Below are 14,959 nucleotides of genomic sequence, written 5' to 3' on the forward strand. Positions count from 1 at the left end.
CTTGATTCTCTGTCTGTGAGGGAGGTGCAGCCTGTTCTTTACTGCGGCTGGGTTTGCTGCAGCTGCTGCGGTTTTTCGGTAACGGCCAGTTCGCGGGTTTGTCCGCCCATGAAGCGGACGGAATCGGCTACGACTTCGGTGACGTAGACGCGCTTGCCTTCTGAGTTTTCGTAGTTGCGGGTTTGAATGCGGCCGGAGACGCCGACGATGGAGCCTTTACGGCAGTAGTTTGCCGTGTTTTCTGCGGTTTTTCTCCAGAGGGTGCAGTTGACGAAGTCTGCTTCCATGACACCTGATGCGTTCTTAAAGGTGCGGTTGACTGCAAGTGTGATGTTGGCGACGGGGGCACCGTCTGCTGTGTAGCGCATTTCCGGATCTTTCGTTAAGCGTCCGACGAGCACAACTGAATTGATCACGTGATTCCTCCTTTCCTTAGCTTGCATGACCATTGTAACGGGTTTTTGAGCCAAGGAAAAATCGTGAAAATCAGATTTTGCCGGGAGATAATGAAGTTTTTACTTTAGGAAAATATCGTTTTGAATTGGATTAAAGCGTCATTCATTTCGCATATAGCTATTTTTTATGAAGCTGAAAAAGATAGGATTGCTGATCACTGCCTGAAAATGTGATGCTTTGGAGAATGGTTTGAAAGGCCTTTGATGTCATGAGCTGTTCTTCGACAGGTTCCTGTTCATAGCGGTTTGTTTCATTCGTCCACATGTATGAGTGGATGGATAGGTGATTTTTAAATAAGTCCAATAGAATTCGGACCATTTGCTGCTTGTTTTGTGCTTCATAGAGAATTTCTACTGCGGATTCCCTGTTGACCTGAAAATGGTGGTGCTTTACTTTTCCGCAGGTGATTTCCCCTACTCTAAGTGTCATCGGCATGTCAGCCGGTCCCTCCCGCACAAATCCTCCTGATGCCTGAAGGTCTTTCACTGAAATGGTTTTAAGTTTGAAGGTTTCCACTGATCATCCTCTTTTCTTAAATGTTTACTATTCCAAAATAGCAAATGATAAAGAGTTTGAAAAACTCACATAATGGGTATATTTACTTATTTATTGTCAAAAAGTGTCATACATCTCTTTCATACTCGGTTATCCTCCTCTAGAAATGGTTTTCCTCCCTTTTTCTGTATATTCGGGCTTGTGTTCAGTTTTCGCACATTCATTCTTTTGCCCGTAAACTGAACAGTGGCGCCGGACCAGCTACTTTACGATATGAGTAAAGTGCTTGAAACACGGAAATGAAGGTGCTCCTGATGAAAGAACTGGAAACACTGAAGAAGAACATGAAATTCTACAGGCAGGAATACGGCTGGTCGCAGGAGGATCTGGCTGCGCGGATGAACGTGTCCCGCTCGGTTGTGTCGCGCCTTGAGACAGGGGAACAGGCACCAGAGCTCAATTATCTGATTTCACTTAGCAACGCGTTTGAAGTCAGCATCGATCAGCTGCTTGGCCGTGAAGATATTGAAAATACGATCCTGCATGAGGTTTATGAGCGGTATGAAACGAAGCACCAGCTATCTGAGATTGTAGAATATTTAGTAAAAACGCCTCAGATGCTTGAACAGCTCGAACGCCTGATGCTGATGAAATCCAAGAACCGGAAGCATGCGGAGAACGTCATTGTGCATGCGATTCAGGAGATACAGAAGATAATTGAATAATTCGGCTCATCCCTTCCTTTGGTGTCCCGCTCCCCTCGTATGGTATAATGTAACAATAACCATATGAGAACGATAAACTGGACCAAGGAGGGTGTTTATGAAAACGTTTAGACTTGTGGGACTGACAATTGAACTTGAGGGAGAAAACGGTGTAAGCTTTGACGAGATTTCCCTATCGGACGGACTGATTATCAACAAAGAAGACGGCGAAAATCATTGGATGATCGAAGCGCTGCTTCCGAAAGATCAGAATGAATACTTTGAATTGCTGTCAAAGCAGCAGGATGAACTCCGCCTCTATGTCACCATATCCAAAAAAACGAACAAGCCCGCGGAAATTATGGCAAACATCAAATCCATTATGGTCCTTGAAGAGCATATATCTGTTTTATTTGAAGGCCGCATGCTCGCCCGAAAATCAAAAAGCGAGCCGGAAAAAGTCCTTGGCGACCTGCTCACCAAAGGCATCCAGGGCGACGAACTCCTCCACGCCTTCAGACAAAAACTCAACGAACAGCGAGAAATCAACACCAAAAAGTCCCCTCAGCCGTGAAGGGACTTTTTGTTTTGCCTATTTCATGTCGTTCTTCATATCTTCTTCCATGTGCTTCTCATCTTTTTGCATCTCATCTTCCATCTTGCCTTCATCTTCCTGCATATCCTCTTCCATATCCTGCTCCATGTCGTCTTCCGTCTCTTCCTCAGCCGGAGGCGTCTCGTCGTTCGGCACTTCCTCCTCCATATTGTTATCCTCCGGAGGCGCCGGATCCTGATCATCCTGACATCCCGCTGCAAGCATCATTGCGAGCAGAGATCCTGCTGCTAGCAGGTACCATTTCTTTTTCATGTTGGGTTGCTCCTTTCGTGGTGGTTTGTTCGGGGTTAGGGTGTGTTATTGTGGAGGATTTTATGTGAGTGCGGGCAGAAGATAGGCTCTGTTTCGGTAGGTGCCTGTGTGAGGGAGATTGAGGGAAGCTTGAAGGCTGATAGACGCCTCCTAAATCCCATTGTTATAACTGCGTTTACGCTCACTGCTCGAAGACGCTTTTGGGCATTCTAATCTTTTAAATCAGTCCGTTGCCAACACTTCGTCGTTTACTTGCCACTCAGTACGGAATACTTGCTAAATTGCATCTTTTCTTGAAAAACCAAACCTTTACTTACCCCAATCAGCTGTCTACTTGAAACTACCCAAATGCCGCCTAAATTCAACGAACAAAAAAACGACCCCACCCAGGATCGTCCTTCAAACCACTATTCTTTTTTCTCACCCAATGCAAACATGAGCTCAGTTTCACATACTACTTCACCGTTCACGGTTGCGACGCCTTTTCCTTTGCCGAGGGAGCCGCGGAGGCGGATGATTTCGACTTCTAGGCGGAGCTGGTCGCCTGGAGTGACTTGCTTTTTGAAGCGGCAGTTGTCGATGCCTGCGAAGAATGCGAGGCGGCCGCGGTTTTCTTCTTTAATGAGCATGGCGACGGCGCCTACCTGGGCCAGTGCCTCTACGATCAGGACGCCCGGCATGACAGGGTATTCCGGGAAGTGTCCGTTGAAGAATTCTTCGTTTGCTGTTACGTTTTTGATTCCGATGGCGCGCTTGCCTTCATCGACTTCGAGGACTTTGTCCACAAGCAGGAACGGGTAGCGGTGCGGAATGATTTCTTTGATTTGATTGATGTCGAGCATTTTTAGGACCTCCTCCTAGTACAACCTAATAGTTCTATTATACACAAAAAGGAGGGGTTCGCCCTCCTTATTTTTCGGATTCTTTTTCGACCAGGTCGATGACGTGCTGCCACGTCTGTTTGTTGAAGACATCTGATGGTTTTCCGTCGCCGAGTACACCGTATCCAATCATCGCGCCGCTGGTGACAGCAATGGCCATGAAAAGAAGCAAAAGAATGATGCGCAGCCAGATCGGAATCAGCCTGATTCTGATTTTCGGACTTTTTTCGCTCTTTTCTTCGCTATTCTTGTTCTGTTTCACATGTTCACGAGACTGTTCGTTTGCACTCACTGTAAAAAACCCCTTATCTGACGCTATTGATTAACCCGAGCATTTGATCGCCCATGGTGATTGATTTTGAGTTGAGCTGATAAGACCGCTGTGCAATCATGAGGTCGGTCATTTCTTTTGATAGATCGACGTTGGACATTTCAAGCGCACCCTGTTTGATGCCGACTTGTTCCGGCTCCAAAAAGGCAACCGTTCCATTTGGAGCGATCTCTTTTAAAGCGTACCGATTTCCGCCCTGTTTTTCAAGCATTGTTTGCTGGGTAATTCCTACAATTCCAAGCTGAACCGTTTCACCGGATGGATTTGCCGTCAATCTTCCGCCAGCTGATACGGTACTGTTTTTAAAAGAAGCATCCAGAAAAATCGGATTCTGATTCTCATCTAAAACAGCGTGCCCCTCAGACGTGACAAGCTGAAGACGTCCGTCCTGAGCCGGATTCAGATATAGAGCGCCATCCCGTGTATACTGAATTTCCCCGCCTGCTTCCACCTGCAGGAACTGTCCAGGCTTTGTCAGTGCAAAATCAAGCTCGCGGTCCGTTGTCTTAATGCCTCCTTGTGAAAAGGCAGTCTGAGCCGTCAGCACCGCACCCGATCCTGATCGTACGCCAAGAGGAGTCGATCTGCCATCAAGGCTGTCATGCGGATCACCGTTGTTCATTTGCTGATGAAGAAGGTCAGAAAAGCCTGTCTGGGTCCGTTTATAGCCCTGAGTGTCGATGTTGGCCATATTGTTTCCTATCAGGTCAAGCTGCTGCTGCAGCTGACCGAGCGTGTTCGATGCGGTAATCATAGATCGCAGCATACTTCTCCTCCTATCTGACTCTGCCAATCTCGTTGACGGCTTTGTCCATGCTTCTGTCGTAAGCCTGAAGCACCTTCTGGTTCGCTTCAAAGGCGCGGTAGGCGGTCATCATTTCTGTATAAGATCTTGATACATCCACATTGGATCCTTCAAGGAAGCCCTGCTTAAGCTGATAGGCAACGTCCGGGTTGCCGGCAGCCGCATCAAGCTCCGTGCCATCCTCTGTCCGGTACAGACCGTTGCCTTCTTTCACCAGGTTCGCCATATTGTTTGAAAAATAGATTCCGATCTGCGCGCCTGCCGCACCATTTACTCTGACCGTGCCGTCCGGCAATATCTCAAACTCGTCAGATGCGAGGGCAATCGGCTGTCCGTCCGTTCCAAGAACCGGATTGCCTGCAAGGGAAAGCTGTCCGTTCTCGTTTCTCGTAAACTGTCCGTTACGCGTGTAGCGGACCTCGCCGTCCGGAAGCTGCACGCCGAACATCAGCGTGCCTTTTTCGGGCACAGCCGTTTCAAGCAAAGCTATATCTGTATTTAACCCAGTTTCGCGAAGGTCTCCCTGAGCGAACTGGGGAATCATTTCCTGAAGATAGAGACCTGTGTTGATCGATCCGACTTCCTGAGGCAGCTGGTTGTCCTGCACTCTTTTCAGAAGCATTTCAGGGAATGCTTTGAGCGCAGCCTGATCTGTTTTATATCCAGGGGTATTGGCGTTTGCAATATTATTGGAGAGCATTTCCGTTCTCCGCTGCTGGGCGAGCATTCCCGCCGATGCAGTATAAAAGCCTCTTAGCATCGTTCCACCTCTTAAGAGTATTTAGGCAATTTTCTCTATTTTTTATTATAGCGGAGTTCACGGCTCCGCACAGTATAAATTTGTAAATCACATAAAGTTAAGCTGCTACACTCTTAAAATCGGCTGGGAGGGCGAAAGGTTTAGGGGAATAGGTGAAAATGTTCTGTCTCCATAGTGATATAATCTGTTTATCTTATACATTGGGAGGACTGAAAAAATGAAGGATTCAGGAACCATTTTATCTGAAGTGAAATCTGATCCATCGCTTGAAAAAATGATACAAGATAGCAAAGAAGATTATACAAAAGGAAATACTTCTACAACAGCAGAACTGATCGACTTTCTAAGAAACAAAAAACACCAGTCAAAAGACTGATGTTTCTCACATATTATACAATTTTGCGTCTAGTCAGACGGTCGACGTTATCAAGCATGATGCCTGTGCCGATTGCTACACAGTCCATTGGGTTTTCTGCTATTAAGACAGGAACCTTTAATTCTTCTGCCATTAACTGATCAAGGCCGTTCAGGAGGGCTCCGCCGCCTGTTAAGATAATGCCCCGGTCAATGATGTCCGCAGAAAGTTCAGGCGGAGTGCGCTCAAGGACGCTTTTTGCCGTTTGAACGATGAGGGCTACTGATTCGCGCAGTGCGCCTTCAACCTCTTCAGAGTTGACTGTAATGGTTCTAGGCAGACCTGACACCATGTCACGTCCGCGAATAGCGATTTCTTCGTTGCGTGCGCCTGGGAATACTGTCGCGACTTGCGTTTTGATATCCTCAGCCGTACGTTCACCAATCAAGAGCTTGTACTCTTTTTTGATGTAGTTCAAAATTTCCATGTCGAACTTGTCCCCAGCCATCTTAATAGAAGAGGCGGTGACAATATCGCCCATTGAAAGAACTGCGACATCCGTCGTTCCACCGCCAATATCTACAACCATATTTCCGCTAGGCTGAAAAATATCCATGCCGGCGCCGATAGCGGCAACCTTTGGCTCTTCTTCAAGAAATACGTCTTTTCCGCCGCTTTTTTCAGCAGCTTCCTTGATGGCTTTCTGTTCAACAGAGGTAATGTTCGTCGGACAGCAAATAAGCATCCGGGGTTTCGTAAATAAACCCTTTACATTTAATTTGTTGATGAAATGCTTGAGCATCGCTTCTGTTACTTCAAAATCCGCGATGACTCCGTCTTTCAGTGGACGGATCGCAACAATATTCCCAGGAGTACGTCCAACCATTCTTCTGGCTTCCTCACCTACAGCAAGAACCTTGCCAGTATTCTTATCCAGTGCAACTACAGACGGCTCGTTAAGAACGATGCCTTTTCCTTTTACATGAATTAGTACATTTGCAGTACCAAGGTCAATTCCAATATCCCTTGCAAACATTCTTTCCATATCCTCCTTGCAATCTGATCCCAGCATTTCCTACTTTGTGCCCTAATTTCATATTGTATCACAATTTACTAAAAAAAGGTTGAAATTGTAAAAGGTTTTGTAGGGATTTGTCGAAATTGCAAGAAAGACAGGCAGAATTCTTATTTCACAGGCTCTTCTTGTAAAATATCCTCTTTCCGGTACTTCAGCTTCGTCGCTTCCCCGCCCCTCAAATGACGGATGGATTTATGATAATCAAGAATTTCTTTTACTTCATTCGCAAGCTCTGGATTGATTTCAGGCAGCCTTTCGGTTAAATCCTTATGGACAGTACTTTTAGAAACGCCAAATTCCTTCGCAATCACGCGAACAGTTTTCTTCGTCTCCACGATATACTTTCCAATCTTGATAGTACGTTCTTTGATGTAATCGTGCACACCACTCGACCTCCCTAAAATGGATGTGAGAAGTGTGAAATGAGACTCGCACCAAGACGCAGCTGCGCCTATGTATAAAACTTACGATCCCTCACCTCAGACACTCTCTTTGTTAGGTTTGTAACATTTTATTAGCTTGGTTGAAGATATATGCTAAAAAGTCAAGAGGGACAAGGGATTTGTGCGAATTTTTTTATAATTTGTGTTTTGAGGCACTTCAAAAGTGTATTTTTGTGCTTTGGCGGAGTGGGTATTTCCTTAGAAATTTGTCGAGGTTTTGAAAAGGGCACATTTATGAAGGATGCGCGTTGTTGTTTAGGAGGCAGCTGGAAGTTTTCAAGTAAACTCCTGTTTCCGTCAAGTAACGGATCTGCTTTTTCAAGTAAAAGAGGTATTCTGGCAAGTATTCTGCACAATGTGGCAAGTAAACGACCTGGGGTGCCCTCAAAACTCGATTCAGAGCGTTTGAATGCACAAACCCTCTTCGAGCAGGACACATGTTTAAAGGGTGCACAACGCCATTTAGGAGGCGAATGGAAATTTTCTAGTAAACTGCTGTTTCCGGCAAGTAACGGATCTGCTTTTTCAAGTAAAAGATGTATTCCGGCAAGTATTCTGCACAATGTGGCAAGTAAATGACTTGGAGTGCCCTCAAAACTCAATACAGAGTGCTTGAATACACAAAACCCTTTCGAGCAGGACACATGTTTATAGGGTGCACACCGCCATTTAGGAGGAGAATGGAAATTTTCTAGTAAACTGCTGTTTCCGGCAAGTAACAGATTTGCTTTTTCAAGTAAAAGAGGTATTCTGGCAAGTATTCTGCACAATGTGGCAAGTAAACGACCTATAATGTCCTCAAAACTCGATTCAGAGCTTTTGAATGCACAAACCCTCTTCGAGCAGGACACATGTATGAAGGATGTATCTTGCCAATTAGGAGGCGTTTTGAAATTTTCTAGTAAACTGCTGTTTGCGGCAAGTAACAGATCTGCTTTTTCAAGTAAAAGAGGCATTCATACAAGTAAATGACCCGGTACACTTTCCAACCCAAAAACAAACAAAAAAATAGTCTATCCCTAAGCGGATAGACAATCTATAGAGTGATGCGTATTATGCGTTTTTAGTGCTGATTGAAGCTTCGGACTGCTCGTCAGAGTTGCCTTTTTCTTTGCCCTCTTTACCAGCGTCTTCTTTTTCTTTGTCTTCTTCAGAACCTTTTTCATCTTCGGTTCCTTTTTCAGCATCTTCAGTGCCTTTTTCTTCTTCAGCACCTTTTTCTTCTTCAGCGCCCTTTTCTTCCTCAGCGCCTTTTTCTGCGTCTTCAGTACCTTCTTCTTCTTTAGCAGGTGCTTCTTTTTCAGCGTTGATTTCATTCAGCGCTGAAACTGGCTTATCCATGTAGTCAACTGGATTTACTGCTGTACCGTCTTTGCGGATTTCAAAGTGAACGTGTACGCCATCTTCTTCGTGGATCAGGCTTTTTCCAGCTTGTCCGAGGATTTCGTTTTGCTCGACTTCGTCACCGGCTGCGACAGTCATGCTTGATAATGATTGGTAAACTGTAGTTACGCCGTCTTTGTGCTCGATTTCAATGACATTTCCGAGTAATGGATCTTTTTCAGCTTTAGTAACTGTACCGCTTAGAGCAGCTGCGACATCGAATTCCTTGCCGTCTTCTCTTGCCAGGTCAATTCCTTTGCTAGGCTCGTACGTATTATTATAGGAAACGAGTGCTGCTTCTTGCTCTTCTGCTGTTGCATCTGCTTCATAGAAGCTGCGGATGACAGATACTGAATCTGCATCGGCTACCGGCATTGCGAAGTTTTCTACTGCTGAGTTTACTTCACGTGTCGGCTCATCCTGATACGATGTTCCATAATCACTTGGATCATTTGCTGAGTTACCATTGCCGATTGACTGGTACCATAACACGGCTGTCAAAATCAATGCTGCACTGACTAAGTAGATTGCTGGGAATACCCAACGCTTTCTGAAAATTTGTTGCATTTTTGAGTTTTGAGAAGTACGTTTAGTTTCTTCCTCTCTCATTTTATCATCACCTCAGCAATCATTCTGAACAGAATTCTGAAAATATATACATCCGCAGCTAAAAATTTCAAACAGTTATTTTTTGCTGTAGGTTATAAAATTATGTATGGATTCTAAAATTTTTTCTGCACACGTGGTATACTATTTTTCATCAGCACGCTAAAGGAGCACGTTAATGAAGAAGCCGATTTTAAAATGGGCGCTCACGATTGCCCCCATTCTCTATATGATCCTCATTTGGATACTCTCAAGCCTGCCTGCGGATGCCATCATTAAAACGCCGTTTTCGTTTGACCGCTTAATGAAGGAATCGCTTCATTTGATTGAATTCGGGATTCTCTACTGGCTCATCGCGCTGGCGTTTGCCGCAAACGGACGATGGACTGCAAAGGCAAGTATCCTTGCAGCCGTAATATCCATTCTGTACGGGGCTACAGATGAAATTCACCAGTACTTTGTTCCGTACCGGTCCGCCACCGTGATTGATCTGGTGAAGGATGCCATCGGTGTACTTGTGTCTTTCTACATAATGAAGGTGACGTATTTTGCAGAGCGCCCTTCGTTTATCACCTCTCTATTTAAAAAGTTAAATGATTCGGAGTGATCATCTATGAGTTTTCCTATTCGAAAAGCTGTCCGCAGCGACTTGCCTGCCATCGTTGAGATTTACAACTCGACAATTGAAAGCAGAGCGGTGACAGCAGACCTGACTCCGGTTACCGTTGCCGACCGTGAAGCCTGGTTCAACAACCATACAGATATGCGCCCGATATGGGTGATGACGGATGAAGACAAAGTGGTGGCATGGCTCAGCTTTGAATCCTTCCACGGACGGGCCGCCTACCAATATACCGCTGAAGTCAGCATCTATATTGATCAAAACGTGCGCGGAAAAGGCATTGGCACAACGTTTTTGCAGGCTGCACTAGATGCATGCCCTGAGCTCGGCATCAAAACCCTGCTAGGACTTGTATTCGGGCACAACGAAGCGAGCCTGCGCCTGTTCAAGCGATTCGGCTTTGAACAGTGGGCGAACATGCCGCGTGTTGCGGAACTCGATGGAGTGGAGCGCGATTTAGTGATAGTAGGAAAACGAGTGGTTCAATAGGAAAACGCGCCTGTGGAGGGCGCGTTTTTTTGTTGAAATTGAATACTGCTATTTAGGATTCAGCTGGACATTTTCAAGTAAACACCTCTTCCCGGCAAGTAACGGATCTGCTTTTTCAAGTAAAAAAGGCATTTCGACAAGTATTCCGCATTTTGTGGCAAGTAATGACTTGGTGATGCCCAAGATCCTCGTTTAAGAGCATTGAATGCTCAAAACCTTCTTCGAGCAGAACACTTATATGAAGCATGCGCACCGCTATTTAGGATCCAGCTGGAAATTTTCAAGTAAACACCTCTTGCCGGCAAGTAATGGATCTGCTTTTTCTAGAAAAAGAGGCACTTTGGCAAGTATTCCGCATTTTGTGGCAAGTAGTGACCTGATGATCCCCACGATCCTCGTTTAAGAGCATTGAATACTCAAAACCTTCTTCGAGCAGAACACTTATATGAAGCATGCGCACCGCTATTTAGGATCCAGCTGGAAATTTTCAAGTAAACGCCTCTTCCCGGCAAGTAACTGGTCTGCATTTTCAAGTAAAAGAAGCATTCCGGCAAGTATTCCGGTCCATCTGGCAAGTACCGCTTCCGGTACTGCTCGCTATCCACTAAATGCAGACAAAAAAACCCGCAGGACCCCTCCTGCGGGAAATCAATCAGTTTCTGGCTGTGTACTGGGCAATAAACGGTTCGGCGCTGCCGACTTTGGCGCCCTGGTAATAGTAGCTGACGATGTCTTTGTATTTTTTGCCGTCCTGGGCCATGAAGTTGGCGCCGTACTGGCTCATTCCGACGCCGTGGCCGAAGCCTTTGGTGGTGATGACAACCTGGTCGCCCTTGAGCTGCCAGGCGAAGTCGCTTGATCTGAGGCCGAGTTTTTCGCGGATTTCGCGGCCGCTGAGCTTTTTGCCGTTGAAGTCGACTTGTGCGACTCGTTTGCCGGACGTGCGCTCAATCACTTTGCCGACTTCTCCTCCCGAACCGAGCTTCACGCCGAGCTTATTCTCGAAGTCACGTACGCTGATGACCGTTTGATCATGATATTTAGGGGATTTTTCATCCCACGGACTTTCTACACTTTTTAAATAAGGCAGGGATGCTGTCCAGTATTCATCCGAGTTTTCGGTGTAGCCGTTGCTTGTGGAGAAAAAGGAAGCGTCGATCGGTTTGTTCTCATAGGTCAGAACCTGGCCCTGAGTGGATGCTACCGCATTGTAGATCTTTGTCATTTTCCAGTTATAATCCTTGCCCCACTGCTTTTTCAGCTGGTCGTTGGTTTTATATACCTGATGATCCGTCGTATCACTCACAACCGCACCAACAGGAAGTTTCGGCAACTGCTTATCAAACATCATCTGCTTCACCACATACGTCCTCGCTGCGAGCGCCTGCGCCTTCAGCGCTTCTTCTTCAAAATCAGCCGGCATTTCTGAGGCGACTACGCCAATGACATATTCTTCGAGCGGGATGTTTTCGATTTTCTCCGAGCTGCTTCGGTACACTGGTACATCGATCATGGATTTTCCAAGCATAAGCTGTTCACCCTTTTTGGTTTGAAGGTCTTCTGATAGTTCTCCGCTTGATGGATCGTTCATAAAGGGGGCTACGAGGAGTGTTGGGATCATTAATATGATGAGAAATAATCCGGCGAGTACTAAAACGATTGGTTTCAAAGATTTCATCTGGGCCTCCATATCCGATATGTCGTTTACCGTCTCTGTTCAATTCTATGGAGGTGGACAACCGTTTATGACTCCAAACATTGGAAAGTTCACGCACTTCTCTTATTCATTTCGGCATGCCGCGGCGATTTCCTTCGACAATATCAGCGCTCTTTTTCATGATGAAAAGAACGAGTATAGCGACAGCAGCTCCGGTGAGATCATAGAGCATATCGACGATTCTTCCGCTGCGGTTTGTGTACAGCTGAAGAAATTCTGATGAAACCGCAAGAAAGAGAGCCCAAAGAAGAGCCGTGCGCATACGATACAGAAACGTCATGATCAATGTGAAAAAGAAGAAGTACAGCGCGTGTCCCGTCTTGGAAAATACATAAAATGTGCTTTGCCAATCGATATCCGCGGTCATCAGCAAATCTGAGAAATCAGGATCGCTCCTGAAGATAAATCCGATATAGTCCCCAGTCAGCAGCGACTGCAGATCGCTCGTAAATGAAAACAATGAAAATGCGGTGATCAGGCAGCATACAATGAAAAATTTCATTTCTTTCCCTCCTCCGCATTCATCGTGGTCATTAACGGTATTTTTTATAAGCATCTATGTATAAATCATAAGGAAAACACCCAAACTAATAAAGTCTTTCTTTTTAAGAAAAACAAAAAGAAACCGGAGTAGATCTACCCCGGCTTCCTGAAAAAACACGTATAAATTTATGCGTTCATGTCACTGACAGCTTTTTCTGATTTCACAGTGCTTTCTTCTGTGATGCGTTCAATGTCCGCACCGATGGAAGCAAGTTTTCCGTGGAAGTCTACATAGCCGCGGTCAACGTGCTTAAGCTCCGTTACACGCGTGTAGCCTTCAGATACTAAGCCGGCAAGAACAAGTGCTGCACCAGCGCGCAGGTCTGTTGCTGCAACTTCAGCGCCTTGCATGTTGGCTGGACCATTGATGATGACAGAACGGCCCTCAATTTTAATTTCTCCATTCATGCGTCGGAATTCTTCCACGTGCATGAAGCGGTTTTCAAAAACCGTCTCCGTGATCATAGAAGTGCCTTCAGCTCTCAGCAGCAATGCCATCATTTGTGATTGCATGTCTGTCGGGAAGCCTGGATGCGGCATAGTCTTGATGTCAATGGCTTTTAGTTTTTCAGGGCCAATGACACGAAGTCCGTCTTCCTCTTCAGTGATTTGGATACCCATTTCTTCCATTTTCGCAATTAAAGATGCTAAATGTTCTGGCACAGCGCCGCGAACAAGCACATTTCCGCCTGTGATTGCTGCTGCTACCATGAATGTACCAGCTTCAATGCGGTCAGGAATGATGTGATGCTTAACGCCTGTCAGTTTTTCCACACCTTCAATGCGGATTGTTCCAGTTCCGGCTCCGCGCACTTTGCCGCCCATCGCGTTGATGTAGTTGGCAAGGTCAACGATTTCCGGTTCTTTTGCTACGTTCTCAAGGATGGTTGTTCCTTCAGCTAGAGCCGCAGCCATGATGATGTTTTCAGTTGCTCCAACACTTGGGAAATCAAGGTAGATTTTGGCGCCGCGAAGTCTTCCTTTGACTTCAGCGTCGATGAATCCGTTACCTACTTTAATTGTTGCTCCCATTGCTTCAAAGCCTTTTAAATGCTGGTCAATTGGACGTGATCCGATCGCACATCCGCCTGGCAGAGCCACGCGTGCACGGCCGTTTCTTGCTAGTAATGGCCCCATGACCAATACAGAAGCGCGCATTTTGCGCACATATTCAAAAGGAGCTTCCATATTTAGCTCGTTTGATGCATCTACAAACACTTGGTTATTTTCAAAGTGAACTTCTGCACCAAGATGGCGCAGCACTTCATTGATTGTATACACATCGGAGAGCGTAGGCACATCACAGATTATGCTTTTTTGTTCACTGGCTAATAAAGATGCAGCGATTACTGGTAAAACGGCATTTTTAGCACCTTCTACTTTTACAGTACCGTTTAACTTACGACCGCCGCGGACGATGATTTTTTCCAAGGTCTTCCCCTCCGCGTCCCAATTTCTATATATTAATATTCAGACGTTATGATTGGGGTTCCTACTGTAACGCTAGTATTACCGCCCAATCCTGCGCTTCTGAGCGCAATTTGAATGTTCATGCTGCCTGAGTCTGCCGGAATCACATGATTCCAATCCGTCGTGAGTGCGGATACTGATATGAACGACTTCTCTTTAAGCTGTTCCACCGGCACCGCGTTAAATTGTTTAAGCAAAGCTTCCACTTTAGGTTGCAAAACACTACTCATCTTATCATCAAGCTGTCCATTGACACAAGTGAAAATTGTAGGATTTTCATGGAAAATGTCGAAGCTTCTGGCCTGCGCATGCCCATAGATCTCCGCCCATTTTTTTCCGGAACCCTCTCCGCTCAGCTCATACAAGATATACGATTGCTGAAATCCATTTGTGTCGGTAGTTTGAATCTGGAGCTTTTCGGTAAATCCCGAATCCTTGTCGAAAAAGGTCCCTGTCATCTTATGTAGTTTGCCGTCCGCACGGTCCTCGGACCACTTAAACTGACGAAATTGATTTTGGAAAAGTTTCACTGTATCTTCGAAAGAAAGAGTCTCGTCTGAAACCATCTTCTTAGAATACATTGACCATTTTTTTACATCAATTCCCTGTGCTTCCATGCCCTCTACAATGGTTTCAAGCTCCGTTTCCTTCTTTGCTCCGAATGTCTGGTGTGCAGCAAATGCACCTGTAAAAAAAATAAGAAACATCATAATTGCAAGACTGACTTTTTTCATTTTATCCCCACGTCCTCTCCCTAGTAACAGTGTTACCGTTTGAGACCGCGGCATACGTGGAAAAAGTCGTCATGGTTAGACAAGCTCGTGCTGTTCACTTCCTAATCTGTAGGACATATTCCCCTGTTGTCATAGATATAAACGTAAGATCTCAGGAAAAAGATGTATTCAGCAAGCTTGCCTGATCTATTGGCGAAGTGAATTGGCTGTGTGAGTGTT

20 protein-coding genes are annotated in these 14,959 nt (G+C 45.6%); 6 read left to right on the forward strand and 14 right to left on the reverse strand.

Features of this window, described 5'->3' with window-relative positions:
• Window positions 1-38: 38 nt before the first annotated feature.
• Window positions 39-416, reverse strand: a complete 378-nt coding sequence (ssb, locus tag JOJ89_RS19700) for a single-stranded DNA-binding protein (protein WP_203289127.1) — start codon at window positions 414-416, stop codon at window positions 39-41.
• A 157-nt stretch (window positions 417-573) separates the two neighbouring features.
• Window positions 574-972 carry a hypothetical protein gene (locus JOJ89_RS19705; protein ID WP_203289128.1) on the reverse strand — a complete coding sequence of 133 codons (399 nt, stop codon included), beginning with the start codon at window positions 970-972 and terminating at the stop codon, window positions 574-576.
• 293 nt (window positions 973-1,265) lie between these two features.
• On the opposite strand from JOJ89_RS19705, the gene JOJ89_RS19710 reads away from it, so the two are divergent.
• Together JOJ89_RS19710 and JOJ89_RS19715 are read left to right on the forward strand one after the other, a co-directional pair.
• Window positions 1,266-1,676 (forward strand): helix-turn-helix domain-containing protein, encoded by a 411-nt coding sequence (locus JOJ89_RS19710; protein ID WP_203289129.1) that lies wholly within the window; start codon window positions 1,266-1,268, stop codon window positions 1,674-1,676.
• A 97-nt stretch (window positions 1,677-1,773) separates the two neighbouring features.
• A complete protein-coding gene (locus JOJ89_RS19715; RefSeq protein WP_203289130.1) occupies window positions 1,774-2,229 on the forward strand; it encodes a YwpF family protein in 456 nt (151 codons plus the stop codon).
• A gap of 18 nt (window positions 2,230-2,247) precedes the next feature.
• On the opposite strand, the gene JOJ89_RS19720 is transcribed toward JOJ89_RS19715, so the two are convergent.
• The 5 genes from JOJ89_RS19720 to JOJ89_RS19740 all read right to left on the reverse strand — a co-directional run bounded on the left by JOJ89_RS19720 (window position 2,248) and on the right by JOJ89_RS19740 (window position 5,300).
• Window positions 2,248-2,523 carry a hypothetical protein gene (locus tag JOJ89_RS19720; protein ID WP_029284941.1) on the reverse strand — a complete coding sequence of 92 codons (276 nt, stop codon included), beginning with the start codon at window positions 2,521-2,523 and terminating at the stop codon, window positions 2,248-2,250.
• A 407-nt stretch (window positions 2,524-2,930) separates the two neighbouring features.
• Window positions 2,931-3,365, reverse strand: coding sequence for a 3-hydroxyacyl-ACP dehydratase FabZ (gene fabZ / locus JOJ89_RS19725; RefSeq protein WP_203289131.1), 435 nt, complete (start codon window positions 3,363-3,365; stop codon window positions 2,931-2,933).
• Window positions 3,366-3,432: 67 nt separating this feature from the next.
• Window positions 3,433-3,696 carry a DNA-directed RNA polymerase subunit beta gene (locus tag JOJ89_RS19730; RefSeq protein WP_203289132.1) on the reverse strand — a complete coding sequence of 88 codons (264 nt, stop codon included), beginning with the start codon at window positions 3,694-3,696 and terminating at the stop codon, window positions 3,433-3,435.
• Window positions 3,697-3,709: 13 nt separating this feature from the next.
• A complete protein-coding gene (locus JOJ89_RS19735; RefSeq protein WP_203289133.1) occupies window positions 3,710-4,501 on the reverse strand; it encodes a flagellar hook-basal body protein in 792 nt (263 codons plus the stop codon).
• Window positions 4,502-4,511: 10 nt separating this feature from the next.
• Window positions 4,512-5,300 (reverse strand): flagellar hook-basal body protein, encoded by a 789-nt coding sequence (locus JOJ89_RS19740; RefSeq protein WP_203289134.1) that lies wholly within the window; start codon window positions 5,298-5,300, stop codon window positions 4,512-4,514.
• A 217-nt stretch (window positions 5,301-5,517) separates the two neighbouring features.
• Here JOJ89_RS19740 and JOJ89_RS19745 point away from each other — a divergent pair, with 217 nt between their 5' ends.
• Window positions 5,518-5,676 (forward strand): hypothetical protein, encoded by a 159-nt coding sequence (locus tag JOJ89_RS19745; RefSeq protein WP_203289135.1) that lies wholly within the window; start codon window positions 5,518-5,520, stop codon window positions 5,674-5,676.
• A gap of 13 nt (window positions 5,677-5,689) precedes the next feature.
• Here the strand turns inward: JOJ89_RS19745 and mreB are convergent, their stop codons facing one another.
• Both mreB and spoIIID read right to left on the reverse strand, forming a co-directional pair.
• The gene (gene mreB, locus JOJ89_RS19750) at window positions 5,690-6,691 is read right to left on the reverse strand and encodes a rod shape-determining protein (RefSeq protein ID WP_029284955.1); all 1,002 of its coding nucleotides are present in this window, start codon (window positions 6,689-6,691) and stop codon (window positions 5,690-5,692) included.
• 149 nt (window positions 6,692-6,840) lie between these two features.
• A complete protein-coding gene (gene spoIIID / locus JOJ89_RS19755) occupies window positions 6,841-7,116 on the reverse strand; it encodes a sporulation transcriptional regulator SpoIIID (protein WP_029284957.1) in 276 nt (91 codons plus the stop codon).
• 150 nt (window positions 7,117-7,266) lie between these two features.
• On the opposite strand from spoIIID, the gene JOJ89_RS19760 reads away from it, so the two are divergent.
• Window positions 7,267-7,755: a hypothetical protein gene (locus tag JOJ89_RS19760; RefSeq protein WP_203289136.1), complete on the forward strand. Its 489-nt coding sequence runs from the start codon at window positions 7,267-7,269 to the stop codon at window positions 7,753-7,755.
• A gap of 474 nt (window positions 7,756-8,229) precedes the next feature.
• Here the strand turns inward: JOJ89_RS19760 and spoIIQ are convergent, their stop codons facing one another.
• A complete protein-coding gene (gene spoIIQ / locus JOJ89_RS19765) occupies window positions 8,230-9,168 on the reverse strand; it encodes a stage II sporulation protein SpoIIQ (protein WP_203289137.1) in 939 nt (312 codons plus the stop codon).
• 175 nt (window positions 9,169-9,343) lie between these two features.
• On the opposite strand from spoIIQ, the gene JOJ89_RS19770 reads away from it, so the two are divergent.
• Entirely contained in the window at window positions 9,344-9,772 is a 429-nt protein-coding gene (locus JOJ89_RS19770) for a VanZ family protein (RefSeq protein WP_203289138.1), read from the forward strand.
• Between the two features lie 6 nt (window positions 9,773-9,778).
• Window positions 9,779-10,276, forward strand: a complete 498-nt coding sequence (locus tag JOJ89_RS19775; protein WP_203289139.1) for a GNAT family N-acetyltransferase — start codon at window positions 9,779-9,781, stop codon at window positions 10,274-10,276.
• Window positions 10,277-10,928: 652 nt separating this feature from the next.
• On the opposite strand, the gene spoIID is transcribed toward JOJ89_RS19775, so the two are convergent.
• The 4 genes from spoIID to JOJ89_RS19795 all read right to left on the reverse strand — a co-directional run bounded on the left by spoIID (window position 10,929) and on the right by JOJ89_RS19795 (window position 14,740).
• Complete coding sequence (spoIID, locus tag JOJ89_RS19780; protein ID WP_203289140.1) at window positions 10,929-11,954, reverse strand: stage II sporulation protein D; 1,026 nt, start codon at window positions 11,952-11,954, stop codon at window positions 10,929-10,931.
• A gap of 106 nt (window positions 11,955-12,060) precedes the next feature.
• Complete coding sequence (locus tag JOJ89_RS19785) at window positions 12,061-12,495, reverse strand: VanZ family protein (RefSeq protein ID WP_203289141.1); 435 nt, start codon at window positions 12,493-12,495, stop codon at window positions 12,061-12,063.
• A 167-nt stretch (window positions 12,496-12,662) separates the two neighbouring features.
• Window positions 12,663-13,967: a UDP-N-acetylglucosamine 1-carboxyvinyltransferase gene (murA, locus tag JOJ89_RS19790; protein ID WP_029567056.1), complete on the reverse strand. Its 1,305-nt coding sequence runs from the start codon at window positions 13,965-13,967 to the stop codon at window positions 12,663-12,665.
• Window positions 13,968-13,999: 32 nt separating this feature from the next.
• Window positions 14,000-14,740, reverse strand: coding sequence for a YwmB family TATA-box binding protein (locus JOJ89_RS19795; RefSeq protein WP_051865694.1), 741 nt, complete (start codon window positions 14,738-14,740; stop codon window positions 14,000-14,002).
• Between the last annotated feature and the right edge of the window lie 219 nt (window positions 14,741-14,959).

The sequence above is a fragment of the Metabacillus sp. cB07 genome (genome assembly GCF_016839225.1).
Classification (GTDB): Bacteria; Bacillota; Bacilli; order Bacillales; family Bacillaceae; genus Bacillus_P; species Bacillus_P indicus.

What these genes read in the sequence shown, in the direction of transcription:
- JOJ89_RS19710 (WP_203289129.1), top strand. Translation starts at nt 1,266, where the DNA reads ATGAAAGAACTGGAAACACTGAAGAAGAACATGAAATTCTACAGGCAG.
- JOJ89_RS19715 (WP_203289130.1), top strand. Translation starts at nt 1,774, where the DNA reads ATGAAAACGTTTAGACTTGTGGGACTGACAATTGAACTTGAGGGAGAA.
- JOJ89_RS19720 (WP_029284941.1), bottom strand. Translation starts at nt 2,523, where the DNA reads ATGAAAAAGAAATGGTACCTGCTAGCAGCAGGATCTCTGCTCGCAATG.
- fabZ (WP_203289131.1), bottom strand. Translation starts at nt 3,365, where the DNA reads ATGCTCGACATCAATCAAATCAAAGAAATCATTCCGCACCGCTACCCG.
- JOJ89_RS19735 (WP_203289133.1), bottom strand. Translation starts at nt 4,501, where the DNA reads ATGCTGCGATCTATGATTACCGCATCGAACACGCTCGGTCAGCTGCAG.
- JOJ89_RS19740 (WP_203289134.1), bottom strand. Translation starts at nt 5,300, where the DNA reads ATGCTAAGAGGCTTTTATACTGCATCGGCGGGAATGCTCGCCCAGCAG.
- JOJ89_RS19745 (WP_203289135.1), top strand. Translation starts at nt 5,518, where the DNA reads ATGAAGGATTCAGGAACCATTTTATCTGAAGTGAAATCTGATCCATCG.
- mreB (WP_029284955.1), bottom strand. Translation starts at nt 6,691, where the DNA reads ATGTTTGCAAGGGATATTGGAATTGACCTTGGTACTGCAAATGTACTA.
- JOJ89_RS19760 (WP_203289136.1), top strand. Translation starts at nt 7,267, where the DNA reads ATGCTAAAAAGTCAAGAGGGACAAGGGATTTGTGCGAATTTTTTTATA.
- spoIIQ (WP_203289137.1), bottom strand. Translation starts at nt 9,168, where the DNA reads ATGAGAGAGGAAGAAACTAAACGTACTTCTCAAAACTCAAAAATGCAA.
- JOJ89_RS19770 (WP_203289138.1), top strand. Translation starts at nt 9,344, where the DNA reads ATGAAGAAGCCGATTTTAAAATGGGCGCTCACGATTGCCCCCATTCTC.
- JOJ89_RS19775 (WP_203289139.1), top strand. Translation starts at nt 9,779, where the DNA reads ATGAGTTTTCCTATTCGAAAAGCTGTCCGCAGCGACTTGCCTGCCATC.
- spoIID (WP_203289140.1), bottom strand. Translation starts at nt 11,954, where the DNA reads ATGAAATCTTTGAAACCAATCGTTTTAGTACTCGCCGGATTATTTCTC.
- JOJ89_RS19785 (WP_203289141.1), bottom strand. Translation starts at nt 12,495, where the DNA reads ATGAAATTTTTCATTGTATGCTGCCTGATCACCGCATTTTCATTGTTT.
- JOJ89_RS19795 (WP_051865694.1), bottom strand. Translation starts at nt 14,740, where the DNA reads ATGAAAAAAGTCAGTCTTGCAATTATGATGTTTCTTATTTTTTTTACA.